The organism is Bradyrhizobium sp. CCBAU 11386 (genome assembly GCF_028128955.1).
In the GTDB taxonomy this organism is placed as follows: Bacteria; Pseudomonadota; Alphaproteobacteria; order Rhizobiales; family Xanthobacteraceae; genus Bradyrhizobium.
The window spans coordinates 64,270-81,049 of sequence record NZ_LBKA01000238.1; the positions used below are offsets into that span (position 1 = coordinate 64,270).

Consider the following 16,780-nt stretch of genomic DNA (forward strand, 5'->3'; position numbering starts at 1 on the left):
GGGACTTTCATGACGACACTGATTCTCGGAGCCCGCCGGGGCTTCCGCCGCACCGGCCTGCGGATGCTGGCGCTGATCATGCTGACGATGCTGGCGGCGCTGGTGCCTGACCGGGACGCATCCGCATCGGCGGTGCTGAACGCCGCCGCGGCCACCGCCACGTCCGGCCTGTCCGGCTGCAACACCAGCCAGGGCAAGGCGCTTTACAATTGCGTTGCCGACGTGCTCGAGCGCATGGCCAATGACGTCAATTCGATCAGGGTCGGCGAGACGCAACGGGCGCTGCTGACGGCCGCCAGCCAGCTCCGCGCGGCGAACAGCAAGGCGCAGGCGCTTTCCGCCATCACGCAATGTCAGGCCGCCATCGCCGGCGCGCTGCGGCAGGTGAAGGCAGCGAACGGAATGATGGTGCCCGGATGGGGCGACAGCGGACTTTCGTCGATCGCGGGCGTGCTGGCGAAGGCGGCGCGAATGATTCAGGCCAAGGGATAGGACTGACAGGACAAGGGATAGCACAGGGGAGGACTGCATCATGGCTTGCGGAATTGACGTGATCAGATCGACGAAGGCGCGCCTGCGCAGCATCTTGGTATTGCTCTTGGTCGGAGCTGCTGTGCCGGCGGCAGGCCCTGCGTACGCCGGAGGCGGAGCCGCCGCGGCCGCCGCCGTCGGCAGTGCCGGCCTGCAATCGTGCAGCGCCACCGCCGGCAAGGTGCTATACGACTGCGTCGCGGGCGTGTTGGATCGCATGAGCGGGACCCTCAACCGGTATGATCCGCCCGAGGCACGTAGCGCGTTGCAGACCGCGGCCTCGCAGTTACGGGCTGCGAGCAACAAGGCTCAGGCACTCTCCGCAATTTCCCAGTGCCGGTCCGTGTTCGCGAGCCTGGTCAAGCAGGTCAGCGCCAGCAATGGTCATCCGGCCGGGCTCAGCGCCGTTATCGGCGTCTTGAGCAAGGCGGCCCAACTGATCCAGTCCAAGGGTTAGCAGGCGACAAGCCACGGGGAGCAGTCGCGGCTCCCCGTGCAATCAGATCGCCCAGATCAGGTCCTGCAGCTCGACGAGATCCTTCGCCTTGTCCTGCCAGCCCTCGATGCAGATATGGCTGTTGAGATCGCTGGCGTGGTGCAGCAGCATCAGGGCCATCAGGCGCCGTTTGAGCGCATAGTCCGGCTTCGCATAGCCGAAGCCTTCGAGCAGGCTGCGCACCCGGCCGGGCCGGCCCGCCGCCATGAAGGCGCTGGGGCCGAGCAGGTCGTAGTCGCGCCACCCCGCCCGCACGTCGCCGAAGTCGAACAGGCCGGCGAGCGACCATTGCCCGTCATCGCAGGCGAGCAGAAAGTTCTCCGGAATGTATTCGCCGGTCAGGATCACCGGCGGCGCGTCCATCGGAATGAGGCGGGCCGCATCGCGCAGGAGATCGTCGAGGCCTTCAAGAAATTTGGGCGCAAGGCCGAGTCGCCGGTGCCTGGCGCGGCACACCTGCATCTGCCTGCGCATGAACTCGTCCCAGCGCGGCTCGATTGCTGCGAGAGGACCAAGAGGCGCGCGCTGCACGGACGCGATGGTCTCGCCGATCCGGCGCAGCAGGCGCTGCTTCTGGTCTTCGGCTAAGGACGGCCACACCTCCGAGCCGAGCGTGCCGGCAAGGCGCGTGATGACGAGATAGGGCCAGCCGTCGCGCGCGCCTTCTGCGACGATCTCGGGAATCGGCACCTGAAGCCGGCCTGCGAGCTGCGCCAGCGAACCGCGCTCGGAGATGAATTGCGCACGCAGCAGCGGCGGAAAAATCTTCAGGATCAGGTGCGCACCGAGGCCGACCACGAGATTGGTGCCGGTTACAAACACCTGCGGCGAGCCGACGTCGAGGCCGTGGCTCCGCGCGATGTCGAGCGCGATCGGCAGCCATCGCGACCGGTCGGCGCGCAAGGCGCGGTAGGCATCGAGGCTCGTCGACGCGGACGATCCCCAGGCACCGGCGGAATCCGGCGGCAGGGTCTCCTCCATCACAGCGCCCGGCTCCGCCCGGTGTTATTCCAGGACATCCTTGACGCTGTTCCTGATGGTCGAGGGGACCGCATGCTCGGGGACTTCGATCGTCTGCGCACCGCGCGTGATCCGGTAACTGAACGCGTCGGCCTGGCCCGGATGCGCGGGAGCGACCTTCTTCGGATCGGCGAACAGCTGCTCCACCGTCTTCTGATCGGCGGCCGACAGATCCGACAACGCCACTTCACCGCGGCTCTTGAGGTGAGGGCCGCCGAAGCCGGCCAACCCTCCGACGCGCTCGATCTTCAGGCGATCCACGCTTCCTTCCTTTCGTAACGCGCTTTTCGTGACGCGCTGTACCCGGCCTACAGCCCGACCTTCTTCCATCCGGTGTCGACGGCGGCGAGGACTGCGGCATCGCCAGGATACAACGTGTGGGCACCCTGCCGGGTCCGCGCCGCGAAGGCCTTCATCGTCATGTTCGGCATCGGCCCGAAACCGGTGAGCGAATGGTACCACACCTGCCCGATCTTGGCCCAACTGTATCCGCCAAGCGTCGCGCAGGCCGTGTAGAAGGCGAGGTTCGGCGGCCCGCTCGCGTAATGCGGGTCCATGCCGGGCGTCACTTGCGAATATTTGGTCGGCTGCGGCGCCAGGCAGTGCTTGGCGGCGGGATCGGCCATGTCGCGCAGGCAGGTGAACCCCTTCTTCTTGGCCCCCGTCCCCATGATGTCGCGCCCGATCAGCCAGTCGGCCTTCTTGACATCCTGCTTGGCCTCCCACTGCCGGAACATCGAGCCGAAACAGTCGGAGATGCTCTCGTTCAGGCCGCCGGCATCGCCGCTATAGGCGAGCTGGAGGCTGTGCTGGGTCACGCCATGGGTCAGCTCGTGGCCGATGACGTCGTTGCCCCGGGTGAAGTCGACGAAGATGCTGCCGTCGCCGTCGCCATAGATCATCTGCGACCCGTTCCACATCGCGTTGTTGTACTTCTCGCCGAAATGAACCGACGACATCATGGTCATGCCGTGATCGTCGATCGAATTCCGGTTGAAGACCTGCTGGTAGAACTTGGCCACCTTGGTGGTCTGGTTGAAGGTGCGCTTGACGGAGCCGTCCGAGGACGTCTTCGGCTTCGGCACGGGCGTCCCCGGCAGCGTCTGCGTGTGCTTGCAGTCGTAGACCGTGACGGTCGGCGCCGCGGCCAGCGTGACCAAACCGGCGGCGCGCGCCGCCACGACGTTGGTCAATTTCGCCGTCTGTGTCCGCAATTCGCGCAGTTCATGACTGACCTGGACGGTGTCGACGAGCTGCTTGCGAAGTACGGCGGACAGCTTCTTGTCCTGGGAAAGCCTGGTCAGAACGTCGTTCGGGATGATGCAACATGAGCAAGGCATAGATGATCTCCATCACAACTTTTCCGAAAAAATGATAGGTAAAACAACCTCAAGATTATCGCTGCGCGCCCGCGGCACAAGTGATGTGGCTCACACGGGCGTCACTGTTTCGAGAACGTGGATCTCCGGCCCGTTGCGCCGGGGGGGCGCCCGCGCTCCGCTTCAAATTGGGTGATGTCCGGTCGCGTTTGCGGGCGCAGCGACGTGCTGCGCGCGGCGCGGCGACCGCGCACCTATCGCTCCGGGCTGGCGCGCTCGAACTGGCGAAGCAGCTTGTTGCCGCGATCGACCGCCGAATCCAGTGCTCCCTGCGCGCTCTTGTGGCCGGCAAAGGCCTGCTCCAGCTCGTCCTCGATCGCGCCGCGGATCAGCACGAAGGAGCCGAGCCGGATGCCCTTCGAATTCTCGGTCGGCGGATGCAGCGTGATCTCCTCGAACGAGATCGCGGAGCCCGGATTGCGCTCGTAGAATCCTTGCGCGCGCGTCAGCTCGAAGGCGGCGCGGGTGATCGGCAGATAGCCGGTGTTCTGGTGCCAGGCGGCCTGCACGCCGGGCTGCGACAGATAGGCGAAGAACCGCGCCACGCCCTTGTATTCCGCGCGCGGCCGGTCACGCAGCACCCACAGCGTTGCGCCGCCGATGATCGAGTTCTGCGGCGCGTCCTTCACCTCGGGCCAGTACGGCATCATGCCGTAGCCGATCTCGAACTTCGAATTCGCCTTGATGTCGGCGCGCGTCGCCGAGGAGCCGATGAAGACGCCGCATTCGCCGTTCTGGAAGCGCGGCTCGGCCGACTGGCCGCGGCCGCCATAGTCGAACAGCTTCGTCTTCTGCCACTCGGCCAGCTGGGCGACGTGCCTGACGACGACAGGATTGTTGATGGTCAGCTCGGCATCGAGCCCGGCAAAGCCGTTGGTGCGGGTCGCGAGCGGCAGATTGTGGAAGGCCGAGAAATTCTCGATGTGGATCCAGGACGGCCAGGACGTGGTGAAGCCGCACGGAGCGCCACGGTCGCGCAGGCGCTTTGCGATCGCGCCGAGCTCCGGCCACGTCCTCGGCGGCGTCTCCGGATCGAGGCCCGCGTCACGGAACATGGTCTTGTTGTAATAGAGGATCGGCGTCGACGAATTGAACGGGAACGACAGCAGATTGCCGGCCGCATCGGTGTAGTAGCCGGAGACGGCGGGAAGGTAGTCGTTGAGCGAGAACGGCTCGCCCTGGTCCCGCATCAGGCTGAACACCGGATAGATCGCGCCCTTGGCCGCGGTCATGGTCGCGGTGGCGACCTCGTTGACCTGGACGATCGCGGGCTGGCTGCGCGAGCGGAAGGCGAAGATCGCGGCCGTAACCGTCTCGGTGTAGTTGCCCTTGTAAGCAGGCACGATCCGGTAATCGGACTGCGAGGCGTTGAAGTCGGCGGCGAGCTTTTCCAATTGCCGGCCGAGCTCGCCCGACATGGCGTGCCACCACGCGATGTCGGTGGCGGCGTTTGCCTGCGCGGTGAACGTGAAGGCCGCGGCGGCGGCAACGACCTGCAAACAGCGCAATGCTGAAATCACGATGGCCCCTTCCATGTCGCGCGGCAAAAGGCGATCATATCCTGCTTACGGCGCGGCATTTCCAGTTTCAACCGGGAATGAGGGCCGGCCGCGCCGCACAATCACCCCGCGGGCGTGGTGCGGGATGGCCTTCCCTTAACCATCTGCTAGATTGCATTGAACCTTTTGGTCCCGCCATAGACTCCACCACTGAGGGGTTGAGTGTGCCAGTGTTGAACCGTGCCGAACTCTCACGGACCGGGGTGGTTGTCGTCGCGCTTTTGATCGCCATCTGCGCGACGAGCGCCGTTGCGCGCGAATTTCGCGCCGCCGACACCCAGACCGAGAATTACCCGACCGTCCAGGCACTGCGCTACATGGGCGCGCTGATCGCCGAGCGCACCGGCGGCCGGCACGAGATCAAGGTTTTCCACTCCCGCCAGCTCGGTGAGGAAAAGGAGACCATCGAGCAGACCCGGGCCGGCGCGATCGACCTCAACCGGACCAATGTGGCCCTGATCGGCAATTTCGTTCCGGCGATGAACGTGCTCGCCATGCCGTTCCTGTTCCGGTCCATTGAGCACATGCAGAAGGTGCTGGACGGGCCTGTTGGCAGCGAGATCCTTGGCAGCTTCGAGCCCTACGGTTTCGTCGGGCTCGCCTTCTACGATTCCGGCGCGCGGTCGATCTACAACGGCGTCCGCCCGGTGACGAACGTCGCAGACCTCCGGGGCCTGCGGATCCGGGTGCAGCAGTCGGAGTTGATGAGCGAGATGATACGCTCGCTCGGCGCCGAGCCGGTCGAGATGCCCTATGGGCAGGTGCTCGCCGGGCTTGCCAATCATCTGATCGACGGCGCCGAAAACAACTGGCCATCTTTCGTGACGACGGATCATTACAGACATGCCGGCTACCTCGCACTCACCGAGCACACGATGAGCCCCGAAGTGCTGGTGATCTCGCTCAAGGCCTGGCGCAGCCTCTCGGCGGACGACCAGACCATCTTCCGGGAAGCCGCGCAGCGCTCCAGCCGATTCATGCGCGAGAAGTGGCGCGACCTCGAGGAGCAGTCGCGGCGCAAGGCCGAAGAAGCGGGCGTCCGTATCGTCAGGGATATCGACCGCAAGCCGTTCGAGGACGCGATGGCGGCGATCTACGCCAGGGCCGGGCGCGATCCCGCCGCGGCCGCGCTGATCGAACGCATTCGCAAGGTGGAGTGAGCCCTGTTGGCCGCGCCTGGACACAGCGAGCACGCAGACAGGCCGCCCGGCCCGCTCGGGCGGCTGCGCGCGCGCCTGGTCGGCGTGCTCCGCGCGGTGCCGATCCGCTGGCGCATCCTGTCGATCGCGGCGCTGAACTCCGCCGTGGTGGTGGTGCTGGTGGCGCTGATCTGGAACGGCTCGCAGGTGCTGGGCTCGGCCTGGGACGACGTCCGCCAGGTGCGCGAATCCGACCGGATCCTGGCGCTGCTCGAAAGCGAGACCGGGCGGCTGCACAATCTGATCCACCGCTACATCAACCAGCCAAGCCCGGACCTGTTCGCCGAGATCCTGCTGCTGCGCGAGGCGGTGCTCGGCACCCTGACCAACCGCGCCGCCAAGGACCCGATGCTGTCAGGCTCGGTCGAGGAGCTGGAGCGCACCACCGACCGCTTCCTCAACGGTTTTGGCGAGCTGCGCAGCGTCCAGGCCACCATCGCCAAGACCTACGAGGACCAGGTGCAGGGCCCGGCCAGGGACATGGCGGGCCTCTACTCCATCATCGAAGGCGCCACCGGCCATCGCGACGCGCTGATCTGGCCCTCGCTCGGCAAGTCGCGCGAGGCCTTCACCGCGATGCTGGTCGCGGCCAATTCCTACTATCTGTCGCTGTCGTCAGGCGCGGCCGACGACGCGCGCCGCAACACCGAGACGATCGAGAAGACCATCCCCGTGATGATCGACCTCGCCGACAACGACCTCCAGCGCATGGCGCTGCAAAAGCTTGCGGCCCGCACCATGGCGCTGCGCGAGGGTTTTGCAAAACTCTCCGAGCAGCTGACGAGCCGCACCGAGCTGCTGCGCAACACCATCGACGCCAGCCAGGCCGAGGCGATCGGCGCCATCGACGACCTCTCCACCAAGATGCGCCAGCGCGAGCAGAAGGCGCAGGAGACGTTCGACCGCACGCTGGCGGATATTTCGCGGCGCGTGCTGTCGATCGCGGTGATCTTCCTCGGCATCATCCTCACCGCCGGCGTGCTGATCGCATTGTCGATCCGCCTGCCGCTCCAGCAGATCATGGCGGCGATGCGCGCGATCACGCTCGGCGACCTCGGCCGCGAGGTGCAGGGCACGCGCGCGCGAGACGAGGTCGGAGCCATGGCGCGCGCGGTCGAAGTGTTCCGCGAGAACGCGATCGCAAAGCGTGAGACCGAGGACGAGCTGCGTGCCTCCAAGGAAAAGGCCGAGAGCGCGCTGCTCGAGCTCAACACCGCGCAGCAGAATCTGATCGACGCCGAGCGGCTCGCAGCGCTGGGCGGCCTCGTCGCCGGCGTCGCGCACGAGGTCAACAACCCGATCGGCATCAGCCTCACCGTTGCATCCAGCTTTGCCCGGCGCAGCGAGATCTTCGAGGCGCAGCTCAAGGGCGAGGGCGGCCTGCGCCGCTCGCAGCTGGAGGAGTTCGTGCAGGCCTCGCGCGATGCCTCGCAGCAGCTCGTCGCCAATCTCCAGCGCGCCGGCGAACTGATCCAGTCGTTCAAGCAGGTCGCGGTGGACCGCTCGCATGCCGAGCGGCGGCAGTTCAGCTTGAGCGAAGCCACCGACCAGATCATCGCCAGCCTGCGCCCGGTGCTGAAGCGCTCGCCGATCACGCTCCAGGTCGACGTGCCCGAGGGACTATTGCTCGACGGCTATCCCGGCTCCTACGGCCAGATCCTGACCAATCTCTTCCTCAACGCCGCCAACCACGCCTTCGCTGACGGGCGCGCCGGCACGATCACGATCTCGGCGCGGCCGCGCGGGGCCGACGACATCGAGATCATCTTCACCGATGACGGGGCCGGCATGACCCCGGACGTGCAGCGCCAGGCCTTTGACCCATTCTTTACCACCCGGCGCAATGAAGGTGGTACGGGACTTGGCCTCCATATCGTCTATAACCTCGTCACCCAGCAGCTCGGCGGGCGGATGATGCTGGAATCCAAGCTGGGACAAGGCACCACTTTTCGCATTATCATGCCCCGGGTCGCCAAGGGCGGCGCGCAAAGCACAGAGACTGACGGGACTTCTCAATGGCCGAACAGGACGATGTCCTCCACCTGATCGACGACACCGGTACCGCGTCGGAGGATACGGACGCCCGGAAATGGAAGATCGCCGTCATCGACGACGATCCGGCCGTGCATGACGGCACCCGCTTCGCGCTGTCCGACTACAGCCTCAACGGCCAGGGCCTGGAGATACTCTCCGCCTATTCCGCGGCCGAAGGTCGCAAGCTGATGGCCGCGCACAGCGACATCGCCGCGGTGCTGCTCGACGTCATCATGGAGACCGACGTCGCCGGCCTCGAGCTGGTCGAGTTCATCCGCAACGAGATCAGGAACGAGACCGTGCGCATCATCCTGCGCACCGGCCAGCCCGGCCAGGCGCCCGAGCGGCGCGTGATCGTGCAGTACGACATCAACGACTACAAGGCCAAGACCGAGCTCACCGCCGACAAGCTGTTCACCTCGCTGACCGCGGCGCTGCGCTCCTATCAGCAGCTCGAGCGCATGGTGCAGACGCGGCGCGGGCTCGAGATCATCATCGACGCAGCCTCGACGCTGTACGACTTCAAGTCGATGCAGCGGCTCGCCGAGGGCGTGCTGACCCAGCTCGCCTCGCTGCTCAATGTCGATTGCGCCGGCATACTGGTCCTGCGCGACAATGGCGGCGTCGACCCCGAGCTCTCGGTGCTCGCCGGCAGCGGCTGCTACAGCCGCTTCATCGGCACCACGACGTCGAAGGCGCTCGACCCCGATCTGCGCGAGATGGTGGAGGCCGCCTTCCAGCGCCGCAAGAACGAATTCGCCGACCACCGCAGCGTGATCTACTTGCGCACCGGAAGCGGCCGCGAGGTGGTGGTGCTGCTCCAGGCCGAGCGCGAGCTGTCCGAGACCGACCGCTCGCTGGTCGAGATCTTCTCCAGCCGGCTCTCGATCGCCTTCGACAACGTCATCCTCTATCAGCAGCTCCAGGACGCCAACACGCAGCTGGAAGACCGCGTCGCCCAGCGCACCCGCGCCCTGATGCAGGCCAACCGCCGCCTCTCGGCGCAATGGCTGCGGCTGCAGCGCGCCAACGGCTTCAAGAACGAGATTCTGGGCACCGTCGCGCACGATCTGAAGAATCCGCTCGGCGTCATCCTCGGCCGCACCGAGATGCTGAAGGAGCTGATCTCGACCGGCGCCTCGTCCGGCGGCGTGGTCGCCCAGGTCGATCACATCCGCGACGCCACCAAGCGCCTGACCACGATGGTCGATCACCTGATCTCGGACGCGATGGCGGATGCTTTCGACATCACCATCCGCCGCGAGCCGGTCGACGTCGCCGCCCTGGTCAAGGAGGTCGCCGAGGCCAACCAGCCGCTCGCCGTCAACAAGCAGCAGGCGATCAGCCTCGCCGCGCCGTCCAACATCGTCACCATGTGCGACACCGACCGCATCCGCGAGGCGATCGACAACCTCATCAGCAACGCCATCAAGTACTCACCGGTCGGCGGCAAGATCAGCGTGGCCGTCACCCATGAGGGCAGCGACACCATCGTCCGCGTCAGCGACGAGGGCGCCGGCCTGTCGCCGGAGGATCTCGGCCGCCTGTTCGGCCGGTTCCAGCGGCTGTCGGCAAAACCGACCGCCGGCGAGAGCTCGACGGGGCTTGGGCTTTCCATCGTCAAGCGTATTATCGACATGCATGGCGGCGAGGTGACCGCCGACAGCGACGGCCCCGGCAGGGGCTCGACCTTCACCATCACCCTCCCTGCGACCGAACTGCCGTGACTTAGAGACCATGACCCAAAGCCAGCACATCATGATCGTCGACGACGAGGCCCCGGCCCGGGAGATGGTCGGCGATTACCTCAAGATGCACGGCTTCACCGTGACGCTGTGCGACGGCGGCAAGTCGTTGCGCGCCGCGATCGACGGCGGCATGCCCGATCTCGTCGTGCTCGACCTCAACATGCCCGAGGAAGACGGGCTGTCGATCATCCGCGACCTCAAGAGCCGCATCAACGTGCCCGTGATCATGCTGACGGCGACCGCGAGCCCGATCGACCGCGTCGTCGGCCTCGAGCTCGGCGCCGACGATTACGTCGCCAAGCCCTGCGAGCTGCGCGAGCTGATGGCGCGCATCCGCTCGGTGCTGCGCAGAAGCGCGCCGGCCAAGGCCGCGGCGCCGGAGGCTGCCGCTGCAAAATCGGATAAGGACCAGCTCGTCCGCTTCGGCACCAAATGGCTCGACCTCGAAGCCCAGGCGCTGCGCGACGACGAGGGCAACGAGCATCCGCTGACTGCCTCCGAATTCGGATTGCTCAAGGTGTTCGCGGCCAATCCGAAGCGCGTGCTGTCGCGCGAGCGTCTGCTGGAGCTCGCCAATGCGCGCGACGCCGAGGCGTTCGACCGCGCCGTCGACCTGCGCATCATGCGCATCCGCCGCAAGATCGAGCCCGACCCGACAAAACCCGCCGTGATCCGTACCATCCGTGGCGGCGGCTATCTGTTCTCGCCGGCCGGCGAGAAGGCGTAGGGGGCGGGCGCAGGCGGCAAATACAGCTGTCGTCCCGGACAAGCGCCAGCGCAATCCGGGACCCATAGCCACGAAACTGGGTTTGGCGAAGACTCGGAGTTACCAGCTTCGCGCCACAACTCCTCCCTGTGATTATGGGTCCCGGATCGGCGCGCGCTTTTGGCGCGCTTGTCCGGGACGACGGCGGGGAGCGGGGCGGCACCGAACGCAACAGCCGGAAATACGTTCCCGGCGCCTCCGTCCGTCTCCAACTCCCCACCCCCGTATTTTCCGTACATTGAAATTGCACGCTTTTTTGCCCCGAATGTTTCATCGCGCCCTGTCCGACGAAACAATTTGACGGCGCACGAAACCATTTTCCGCTTTTCGTGCAGACGTCCCGAAACGTTGGCTCATTAACACTTTGGTCCAAGGAAACGCCGCTCGGTTGCGGCGCTACGGGGAGCCAAGTCTATGCGGAACGTCATCGCCATCAACGCCCAGGCCAGCCAGAGCATCATCGCCGCTCAGGCGACTTCGGACGATATGCTTCTGGAGAGCATTGCCGACGGCAACCGGACGTCGATGCACATCCTCTATTGCCGGCACAATGTGCGGGTTTACCGTTTCATCCTGCGTATCGTGCGTGATGCCACCACGGCGGAAGATCTGGTCAGCCAGGTGTTCCTGGACGTGTGGCGGACCGCCGGCCAGTTCCAGGGCCGCTCGCAGGTCTCGACCTGGCTGCTGTCGATCGCCCGCTTCAAGGCGCTGACCGCGATGCGCCAGCGCCGCTTCGAGGACATCGACCAGGAAGACGTGCGCCAGATTCCCGACGATTGCGATACTCCGGAGACCTCGCTCGACCGCAGCGACACCAGCGCCATCCTGCGCGCCTGCGTGCAGAAGCTGTCGCCCGCGCATCGCGAGATCATCACCCTCGTCTACTACCATGAGAAGTCGGTGGAGGAGGTCGGTCAGATCATCGGCATCCCGCAGAGCACGGTGAAGACGCGGATGTTCTATGCCCGCAAGCAACTGGCCGATTTGCTTAAGGGCTGCGGCGTCGACCGCTTCGCCGCCTGAAAGTTCATGATTTCAAAGGGATAGGACCGGTTTATCGGCCCCATCCCCGGACACGGAAGTGTTACCGCGGACGAAACAATTGAAACAAAGCACAACATCAGGCGGAAAAACTTCCCCCCTATAAAGCTCCCATACGATTTTGCTTAAACCTCCCAAGACCTCCAACGACCCGGACGGGATGCCCCCCTCCGGGTCGTTTTGTGTTTGGCCTTGGAGCGCCACGGCACCCATTTCTGTGGCTGCACCTGATGAGTGTGAGGCAGGCACCACTCCCTCATTCCCTCCCCCCTTGCGGGGGAGGGGCAGGGAGGGGGGTGCCACGCGGGGACTCCTTCGATTTGTGCGTGCGGCACGCTCGGAGGCGGATAGACCATTTGCTGGGCTACCCCCCTCCCCGGCCCTCCCCCGCAAGGGGGGAGGGAGCGCACCGCCGTTGTCGCAGGCGCAGTTGCTCTCACGCAGTGCCTCCCGCTCCTCCACAAAACAGCCGCTCCGTCACGAAGGCGTGACGCCACGTAACGACTGATACATCCATCCCGAACTGCTCTCGTGACCCCCTTCACGAGTGCCCCATGCTCGACCTGATCTTCGCCGTCCTTGCCGGCATCCTCACCATCGCCGCGCCGTGCACGCTGCCGATGCTGCCGATCCTGCTCGGCGCCTCGATCGGGCGTGCGGGGCATCTGCGACCGGCGATGATCGCGCTCGGCTTCGTCATGTCGTTCTCCGCAACCGCACTGCTGCTCGGCGCGATCACGCGCCTGTTCGATTTCGATCCGAACGTGCTGCGCGAGGCCGCATCGATCCTGCTGCTCGGCTTCGGCCTCTTGATGCTGTGGCCGGCGCCGTTCGAATGGCTGTCGATCCGGCTCAATGGCTGGCTCGATCTCGGCGCTTCCAGCGCCGTGCAACGCGAGGGCGCGCTTGGCGGGCTCATCCTCGGCACCACGCTCGGCCTGGTCTGGACGCCCTGCGCAGGGCCCGTGCTCGGCTCGATCCTGACGCTGGTGGCGACGTCGAAGAATCTCGCCTGGGCCAGCACGCTGCTGATCGCCTACGCCATCGGCGCGGCGATCCCGATGCTCGCGATCGCCTATGGCGGACAGGCCGCCACCACGCGCGTGCGCAGCCTGGCGCGCATCTCGCCGCGCCTGCAGCAGGGTTTTGGCGTCATCGTGATCGGCTTCGCCCTCGCCGCCTATTTCCAATACGACACGCTGATCGTGGCGTGGCTCACCGGATTCTATCCCACCGGCCAGATCGGCCTGTGATCGCTTCGCATCTCAACGGAGGACGCTTCCATGACCTTGAAACTGCTCGCCGTATCCGCCGCCCTGATCGGCTTCGCCGTGACCGGCGCCGTCATCCCCGGCATCTGCGACGAAGCCGCACGGGCGGCGCCTGTCGTCACCGCCGCCGCAAGCCAGCAGACCGCGCCCGACTTCACCGGCATCACCAATTGGTTCAACTCGAAGCCGCTTAGCATCGCCGATCTGCGCGGCAAGGTCGTGCTGGTCGACTTCTGGACCTATGGCTGCGTCAACTGCGTCAACACGCTGCCGCACGTCACCGACCTCTACGCAAAATACAAGGACAAGGGCTGGTCGTGGTCGGCGTGCACACGCCGGAATTCCCGTTCGAGCGCTCGGCCTCCAATGTGCAGGCCGCCCTGAAGCGTCACGGCATCACCTATCCGGTGGCGCAGGACAACGATTCGAAGACCTGGAACGCCTACAGCAACCAGTATTGGCCGGCGCAGTACATCATCGACCAGACCGGCAAGATCGTGTTCCAGCACGCAGGCGAAGGCCGCTATGACGAGATCGACCGCACGGTGGCGCGGCTGCTGAACGCCAGCAGCTGATGCGGCACGGATATCGCGCGGCTGGTTGCGCCTGACGGCCTTGTTGCTTGACTCCACGGACCCGTCCGTGGAGGTTCGCAACCGACGCAATCAGCCGCCCGCAATGGACGACGCGACCACCAATAGCGACATTCGCCTTCGTGAAGGTTCCTCGATCGCGCAGCGGCTGATCGTGGCCGGCTCTGCGGCGGCCGTTGCGCTCTGCTTCACGCCCGGCCTGTTCACGCACGACACCCTGGAAGTGATCATCTCCGTGATCGCACTGCTGCTGGGAGCGGCATTCATCGGCGGCGTCATGCTGGCGCCGGCTGTGGTGTGGATCATCACGCCCGATGAGATCCTGATCGGGCAACAGCGCCCCTTCGGAAAACTCCGCACCAGGATCATCGCGAAAGACGACGTCACGGGATTGCAGGTTCTGGGCAACAAGGCCGCCAAAGCCCGCTTCCAGCTCGCGTTCACGCTGGCCTCGGGGGAACGCCTGACGTCCCCAGCGATCTCCGATGTCACGCATGTTCGCGACACCGTGGCCCGGATCGCCGCCCAATTCGACGTTCCCGACGTCGAGGCGCCAAGCAATCCGCTCGATGCCAGCAATCCCGAGATGCGTCTCGGCGAGCCCCTCGAGCCGTTTTCCGCACGGGACATCCGGATCGTTGCACTGATCGCCGTGGCACTGTCTGCCGTTCCCTACGCCTACAAGCTCTGGCGCGGGCTGTCGCCCAGCCACGTCGATATCCTGCTGCTGCCGATCGGCGCGATCGCCGCGTTCGCCGTCTACCGATACGCCAACCTCGTAACCGGTGCCTTCTGGGTCGTCCGCCAAGCGGATATCCGCGTCGAGCGCCTGTGGGGCGACGGCAGCTTGCGCGCCGACCACATCGAGGGGCGCGACGTGAAGGCGATCACCGTCGAGCGCCGCGGCCGGTCCGAGGACGAGCATTGCATCGTGATGATCCGGTTGCACTCCGGCCGGAGGTTTCGCAGCCCCCGCATCGGCTCGCGGCTCGAGGCGCGCGCCGTGGGAGCCGAAATCGTGCGGCGACTCGGGATCGCGCCGGAGAGCAGCGAGATTTAGAGCACGCTACGTCCACATCGTCATGGCCGGGCTTGTCCCGGCCATCCACGTCTTTACCCAGGGCACGAAGAACGTGGATGCCCGGGACAAGCCCGGGCATGACGACCATTTGTGAATACTTGGATTCGACAGGCCCACCACCCGGCAAGGGATGCCACTGCCACTGCTTTTCGCGCCATCCCCTGTTTGTGGCATTGCCGTGGGCCCGTCAAAAAAGCAAAGCATTCTCGTGACATACCAGCCGGGCGCGCCATCAACTTGCCATGAACATGCCCCTGAGATTTGATGGCTTTGAATGATTTGCGCTGTGGCAGCGGGGAGAGATTGATATGACGGATTTTCGTCGCCTGACCGGGATATTTGCGGCTGCGATCGGCCTCGCCCTGTCCATGCCCCAGGCCTTCGCCCAGCAGCCCGACCGCGGCGACGAGCCGGGCCTGATCGCCGACGACGGCTACCAGCTCGATCCGGAATGGCAGAAGCAGGTGGTCTATTTCCGCACCACCGAATCGCCGGGCACCATCATCATCTCGACCGCCGAGCGTCACCTTTACCTGGTGCAGCCGGGCGGGCGCGCGATCCGCTACGGCATCGGCGTCGGCCGCGACGGCTTCCAGTGGCAGGGGCTGGTGAACATCACCAACAAGAAGGAGTGGCCGGACTGGACGCCGCCGCCGGAGATGATCCAGCGCCAGCCCTATCTGCCGCGCTTCATGGCCGGCGGCCCCGGCAATCCGCTAGGGGCCCGCGCCATGTATCTCGGCACCACCGTCTACCGCATCCATGGCACCAACCGCCCCGATACGATCGGTACCAAGGTGTCCTCGGGCTGCTTCCGTCTCGTCAACAATGACGTCGCCGATCTCTACGATCGCGTCCCTGTCGGCACCAAGGTGGTCATCCGGCAGAAGCCCGAACTCTAAGCTTATCGTTTGGGCATGATCTTTCCGGAAAACCGCTTCGCACTTTTCCGGATCATGCCTCCCGCCTTCGCAACACTTCCTTTTCTTCCCGATTATTTCGAGAGAGAGAGACATCATGCGCACTTTTCGAGGCGGCCTGCTGATCGGGCTCGCGGTCGCCGTTCTGGTCGGCGTGCTCGCCGTCATCTACGAGTTCTACGACACCCGCACCCTGAAGCGCACGGTTCGCCGCGGCGAGGTGCTGTGCGGCGTCAACAAGGGCCTGCCGGGCTTCTCGATCCCCGACGACAAGGGCAACTGGACCGGCTTCGACGTGGATTTCTGCCGCGCGGTGGCGGCGGCGATCTTCAACGATCCGGCCAAGGCCAAGTTCGTTCCGCTCGACGCCAGCGAGCGCTTCAAGGAATTGCAGAGCCGGAAGGTCGACATCCTCTCGCGCAACTCGACCTGGAGCATGGCGCGCGAGCTCGACTACGACCTCTATTTCCCGGCGGTCGCCTATTACGACGGCGCAGGCTTCATGCTGCCGCGCGCCCGCAACAAGGAGACCTCGCTGGACCTGACCGGCAGCAAGGTCTGCGTGCAGGCGGGAACCACGACGGCGCTCAACGTCTCCGACTACTTCCGTGCCAACAACATGAAGTACGAAGAGGTGAAGTTCGACAAGCTGGACGACGTGGTGAAGGCCTACGACACCGGCAAGTGCGACACGCTCTCCGCCGACGTCTCCCAGCTCTATGCGCTCAGGCTGAACCTCGGCAAGCCCGGCGACCACATGATCCTGCCGGACATGATCTCCAAGGAGCCACTCGCCCCCGTGGTGCGCCAGCGCGACGACGACTGGATGATGATCGTGAAGTGGACGCTCTACGCGATGATCAACGCCGAAGAGCTCGGCGTCTCCTCGGAGAACATCGACGAGGCCCTGAAGTCGAAGAAGCCGGAAGTGATGCGGCTGGTCGGCGCCGAGGGCAATTACGGCGAACAGCTCGGCCTCACCAAGGACTGGGTCGTCCGCATCATCCGCAACGTCGGCAATTACGGCGAGATGTACGAGCGCAATATCGGCGAGAAGTCCAAGCTGAAGATCCCGCGCGGCATGAACCAGCTGTGGAATGCCGGTGGCGTGCAGTACGCACCGCCGATGCGGTAGCGGG

15 protein-coding genes and 1 pseudogene are annotated in these 16,780 nt (G+C 65.4%); 12 read left to right on the plus strand and 4 right to left on the minus strand.

Going from position 1 to position 16,780, the window contains the following annotated elements; all coding sequences use genetic code 11:
* The first annotated feature begins 9 nt into the window (after positions 1 to 9).
* Both XI09_RS25540 and XI09_RS25545 read left to right on the plus strand, forming a co-directional pair.
* The gene (locus tag XI09_RS25540; protein WP_271569304.1) at positions 10 to 492 is read left to right on the plus strand and encodes a hypothetical protein; all 483 of its coding nucleotides are present in this window, start codon (positions 10 to 12) and stop codon (positions 490 to 492) included.
* Between the two features lie 40 nt (positions 493 to 532).
* Complete coding sequence (locus XI09_RS25545; RefSeq protein ID WP_271569305.1) at positions 533 to 988, plus strand: hypothetical protein; 456 nt, start codon at positions 533 to 535, stop codon at positions 986 to 988.
* Between the two features lie 42 nt (positions 989 to 1,030).
* Here the strand turns inward: XI09_RS25545 and XI09_RS25550 are convergent, their stop codons facing one another.
* The 4 genes from XI09_RS25550 to ugpB all read right to left on the minus strand — a co-directional run bounded on the left by XI09_RS25550 (position 1,031) and on the right by ugpB (position 4,961).
* A complete protein-coding gene (locus tag XI09_RS25550) occupies positions 1,031 to 2,008 on the minus strand; it encodes an aminoglycoside phosphotransferase family protein (protein WP_271569332.1) in 978 nt (325 codons plus the stop codon).
* Between the two features lie 24 nt (positions 2,009 to 2,032).
* A complete protein-coding gene (locus XI09_RS25555; RefSeq protein WP_271569306.1) occupies positions 2,033 to 2,308 on the minus strand; it encodes a protealysin inhibitor emfourin in 276 nt (91 codons plus the stop codon).
* A 47-nt stretch (positions 2,309 to 2,355) separates the two neighbouring features.
* Positions 2,356 to 3,387 carry a M4 family metallopeptidase gene (locus XI09_RS25560; protein WP_271569307.1) on the minus strand — a complete coding sequence of 344 codons (1,032 nt, stop codon included), beginning with the start codon at positions 3,385 to 3,387 and terminating at the stop codon, positions 2,356 to 2,358.
* A 233-nt stretch (positions 3,388 to 3,620) separates the two neighbouring features.
* Positions 3,621 to 4,961 carry a sn-glycerol-3-phosphate ABC transporter substrate-binding protein UgpB gene (gene ugpB, locus XI09_RS25565; RefSeq protein ID WP_271569333.1) on the minus strand — a complete coding sequence of 447 codons (1,341 nt, stop codon included), beginning with the start codon at positions 4,959 to 4,961 and terminating at the stop codon, positions 3,621 to 3,623.
* 188 nt (positions 4,962 to 5,149) lie between these two features.
* Between ugpB and XI09_RS25570 the strand changes: the two genes are divergently transcribed.
* The 10 genes and pseudogenes from XI09_RS25570 (at position 5,150) to XI09_RS25615 (ending at position 16,776) form a co-directional block, all read left to right on the plus strand.
* Positions 5,150 to 6,145 carry a TRAP transporter substrate-binding protein gene (locus XI09_RS25570; RefSeq protein WP_271569308.1) on the plus strand — a complete coding sequence of 332 codons (996 nt, stop codon included), beginning with the start codon at positions 5,150 to 5,152 and terminating at the stop codon, positions 6,143 to 6,145.
* Between the two features lie 6 nt (positions 6,146 to 6,151).
* Complete coding sequence (locus XI09_RS25575; RefSeq protein ID WP_271569309.1) at positions 6,152 to 8,230, plus strand: sensor histidine kinase; 2,079 nt, start codon at positions 6,152 to 6,154, stop codon at positions 8,228 to 8,230.
* A complete protein-coding gene (locus XI09_RS25580; protein WP_271569310.1) occupies positions 8,200 to 9,945 on the plus strand; it encodes an ATP-binding response regulator in 1,746 nt (581 codons plus the stop codon). The genes XI09_RS25575 and XI09_RS25580 overlap by 31 nt, the downstream gene beginning before the upstream one ends.
* A 10-nt stretch (positions 9,946 to 9,955) precedes the next feature.
* Positions 9,956 to 10,693: a response regulator gene (locus XI09_RS25585; RefSeq protein ID WP_092186304.1), complete on the plus strand. Its 738-nt coding sequence runs from the start codon at positions 9,956 to 9,958 to the stop codon at positions 10,691 to 10,693.
* Positions 10,694 to 11,146: 453 nt separating this feature from the next.
* Positions 11,147 to 11,758 (plus strand): sigma-70 family RNA polymerase sigma factor, encoded by a 612-nt coding sequence (locus XI09_RS25590; RefSeq protein WP_027542255.1) that lies wholly within the window; start codon positions 11,147 to 11,149, stop codon positions 11,756 to 11,758.
* A gap of 572 nt (positions 11,759 to 12,330) precedes the next feature.
* Positions 12,331 to 13,029, plus strand: coding sequence for a cytochrome c biogenesis CcdA family protein (locus XI09_RS25595; RefSeq protein ID WP_271569311.1), 699 nt, complete (start codon positions 12,331 to 12,333; stop codon positions 13,027 to 13,029).
* Positions 13,030 to 13,242: 213 nt separating this feature from the next.
* Positions 13,243 to 13,622 (plus strand): annotated as a pseudogene (locus XI09_RS25600) (redoxin domain-containing protein).
* A 103-nt stretch (positions 13,623 to 13,725) separates the two neighbouring features.
* Positions 13,726 to 14,700 carry a hypothetical protein gene (locus tag XI09_RS25605; RefSeq protein WP_271569312.1) on the plus strand — a complete coding sequence of 325 codons (975 nt, stop codon included), beginning with the start codon at positions 13,726 to 13,728 and terminating at the stop codon, positions 14,698 to 14,700.
* A 329-nt stretch (positions 14,701 to 15,029) separates the two neighbouring features.
* Positions 15,030 to 15,623 (plus strand): L,D-transpeptidase, encoded by a 594-nt coding sequence (locus XI09_RS25610; protein WP_092186300.1) that lies wholly within the window; start codon positions 15,030 to 15,032, stop codon positions 15,621 to 15,623.
* 115 nt (positions 15,624 to 15,738) lie between these two features.
* Positions 15,739 to 16,776 carry an amino acid ABC transporter substrate-binding protein gene (locus XI09_RS25615; RefSeq protein ID WP_271569313.1) on the plus strand — a complete coding sequence of 346 codons (1,038 nt, stop codon included), beginning with the start codon at positions 15,739 to 15,741 and terminating at the stop codon, positions 16,774 to 16,776.
* The last annotated feature ends 4 nt before the right edge of the window (positions 16,777 to 16,780 follow it).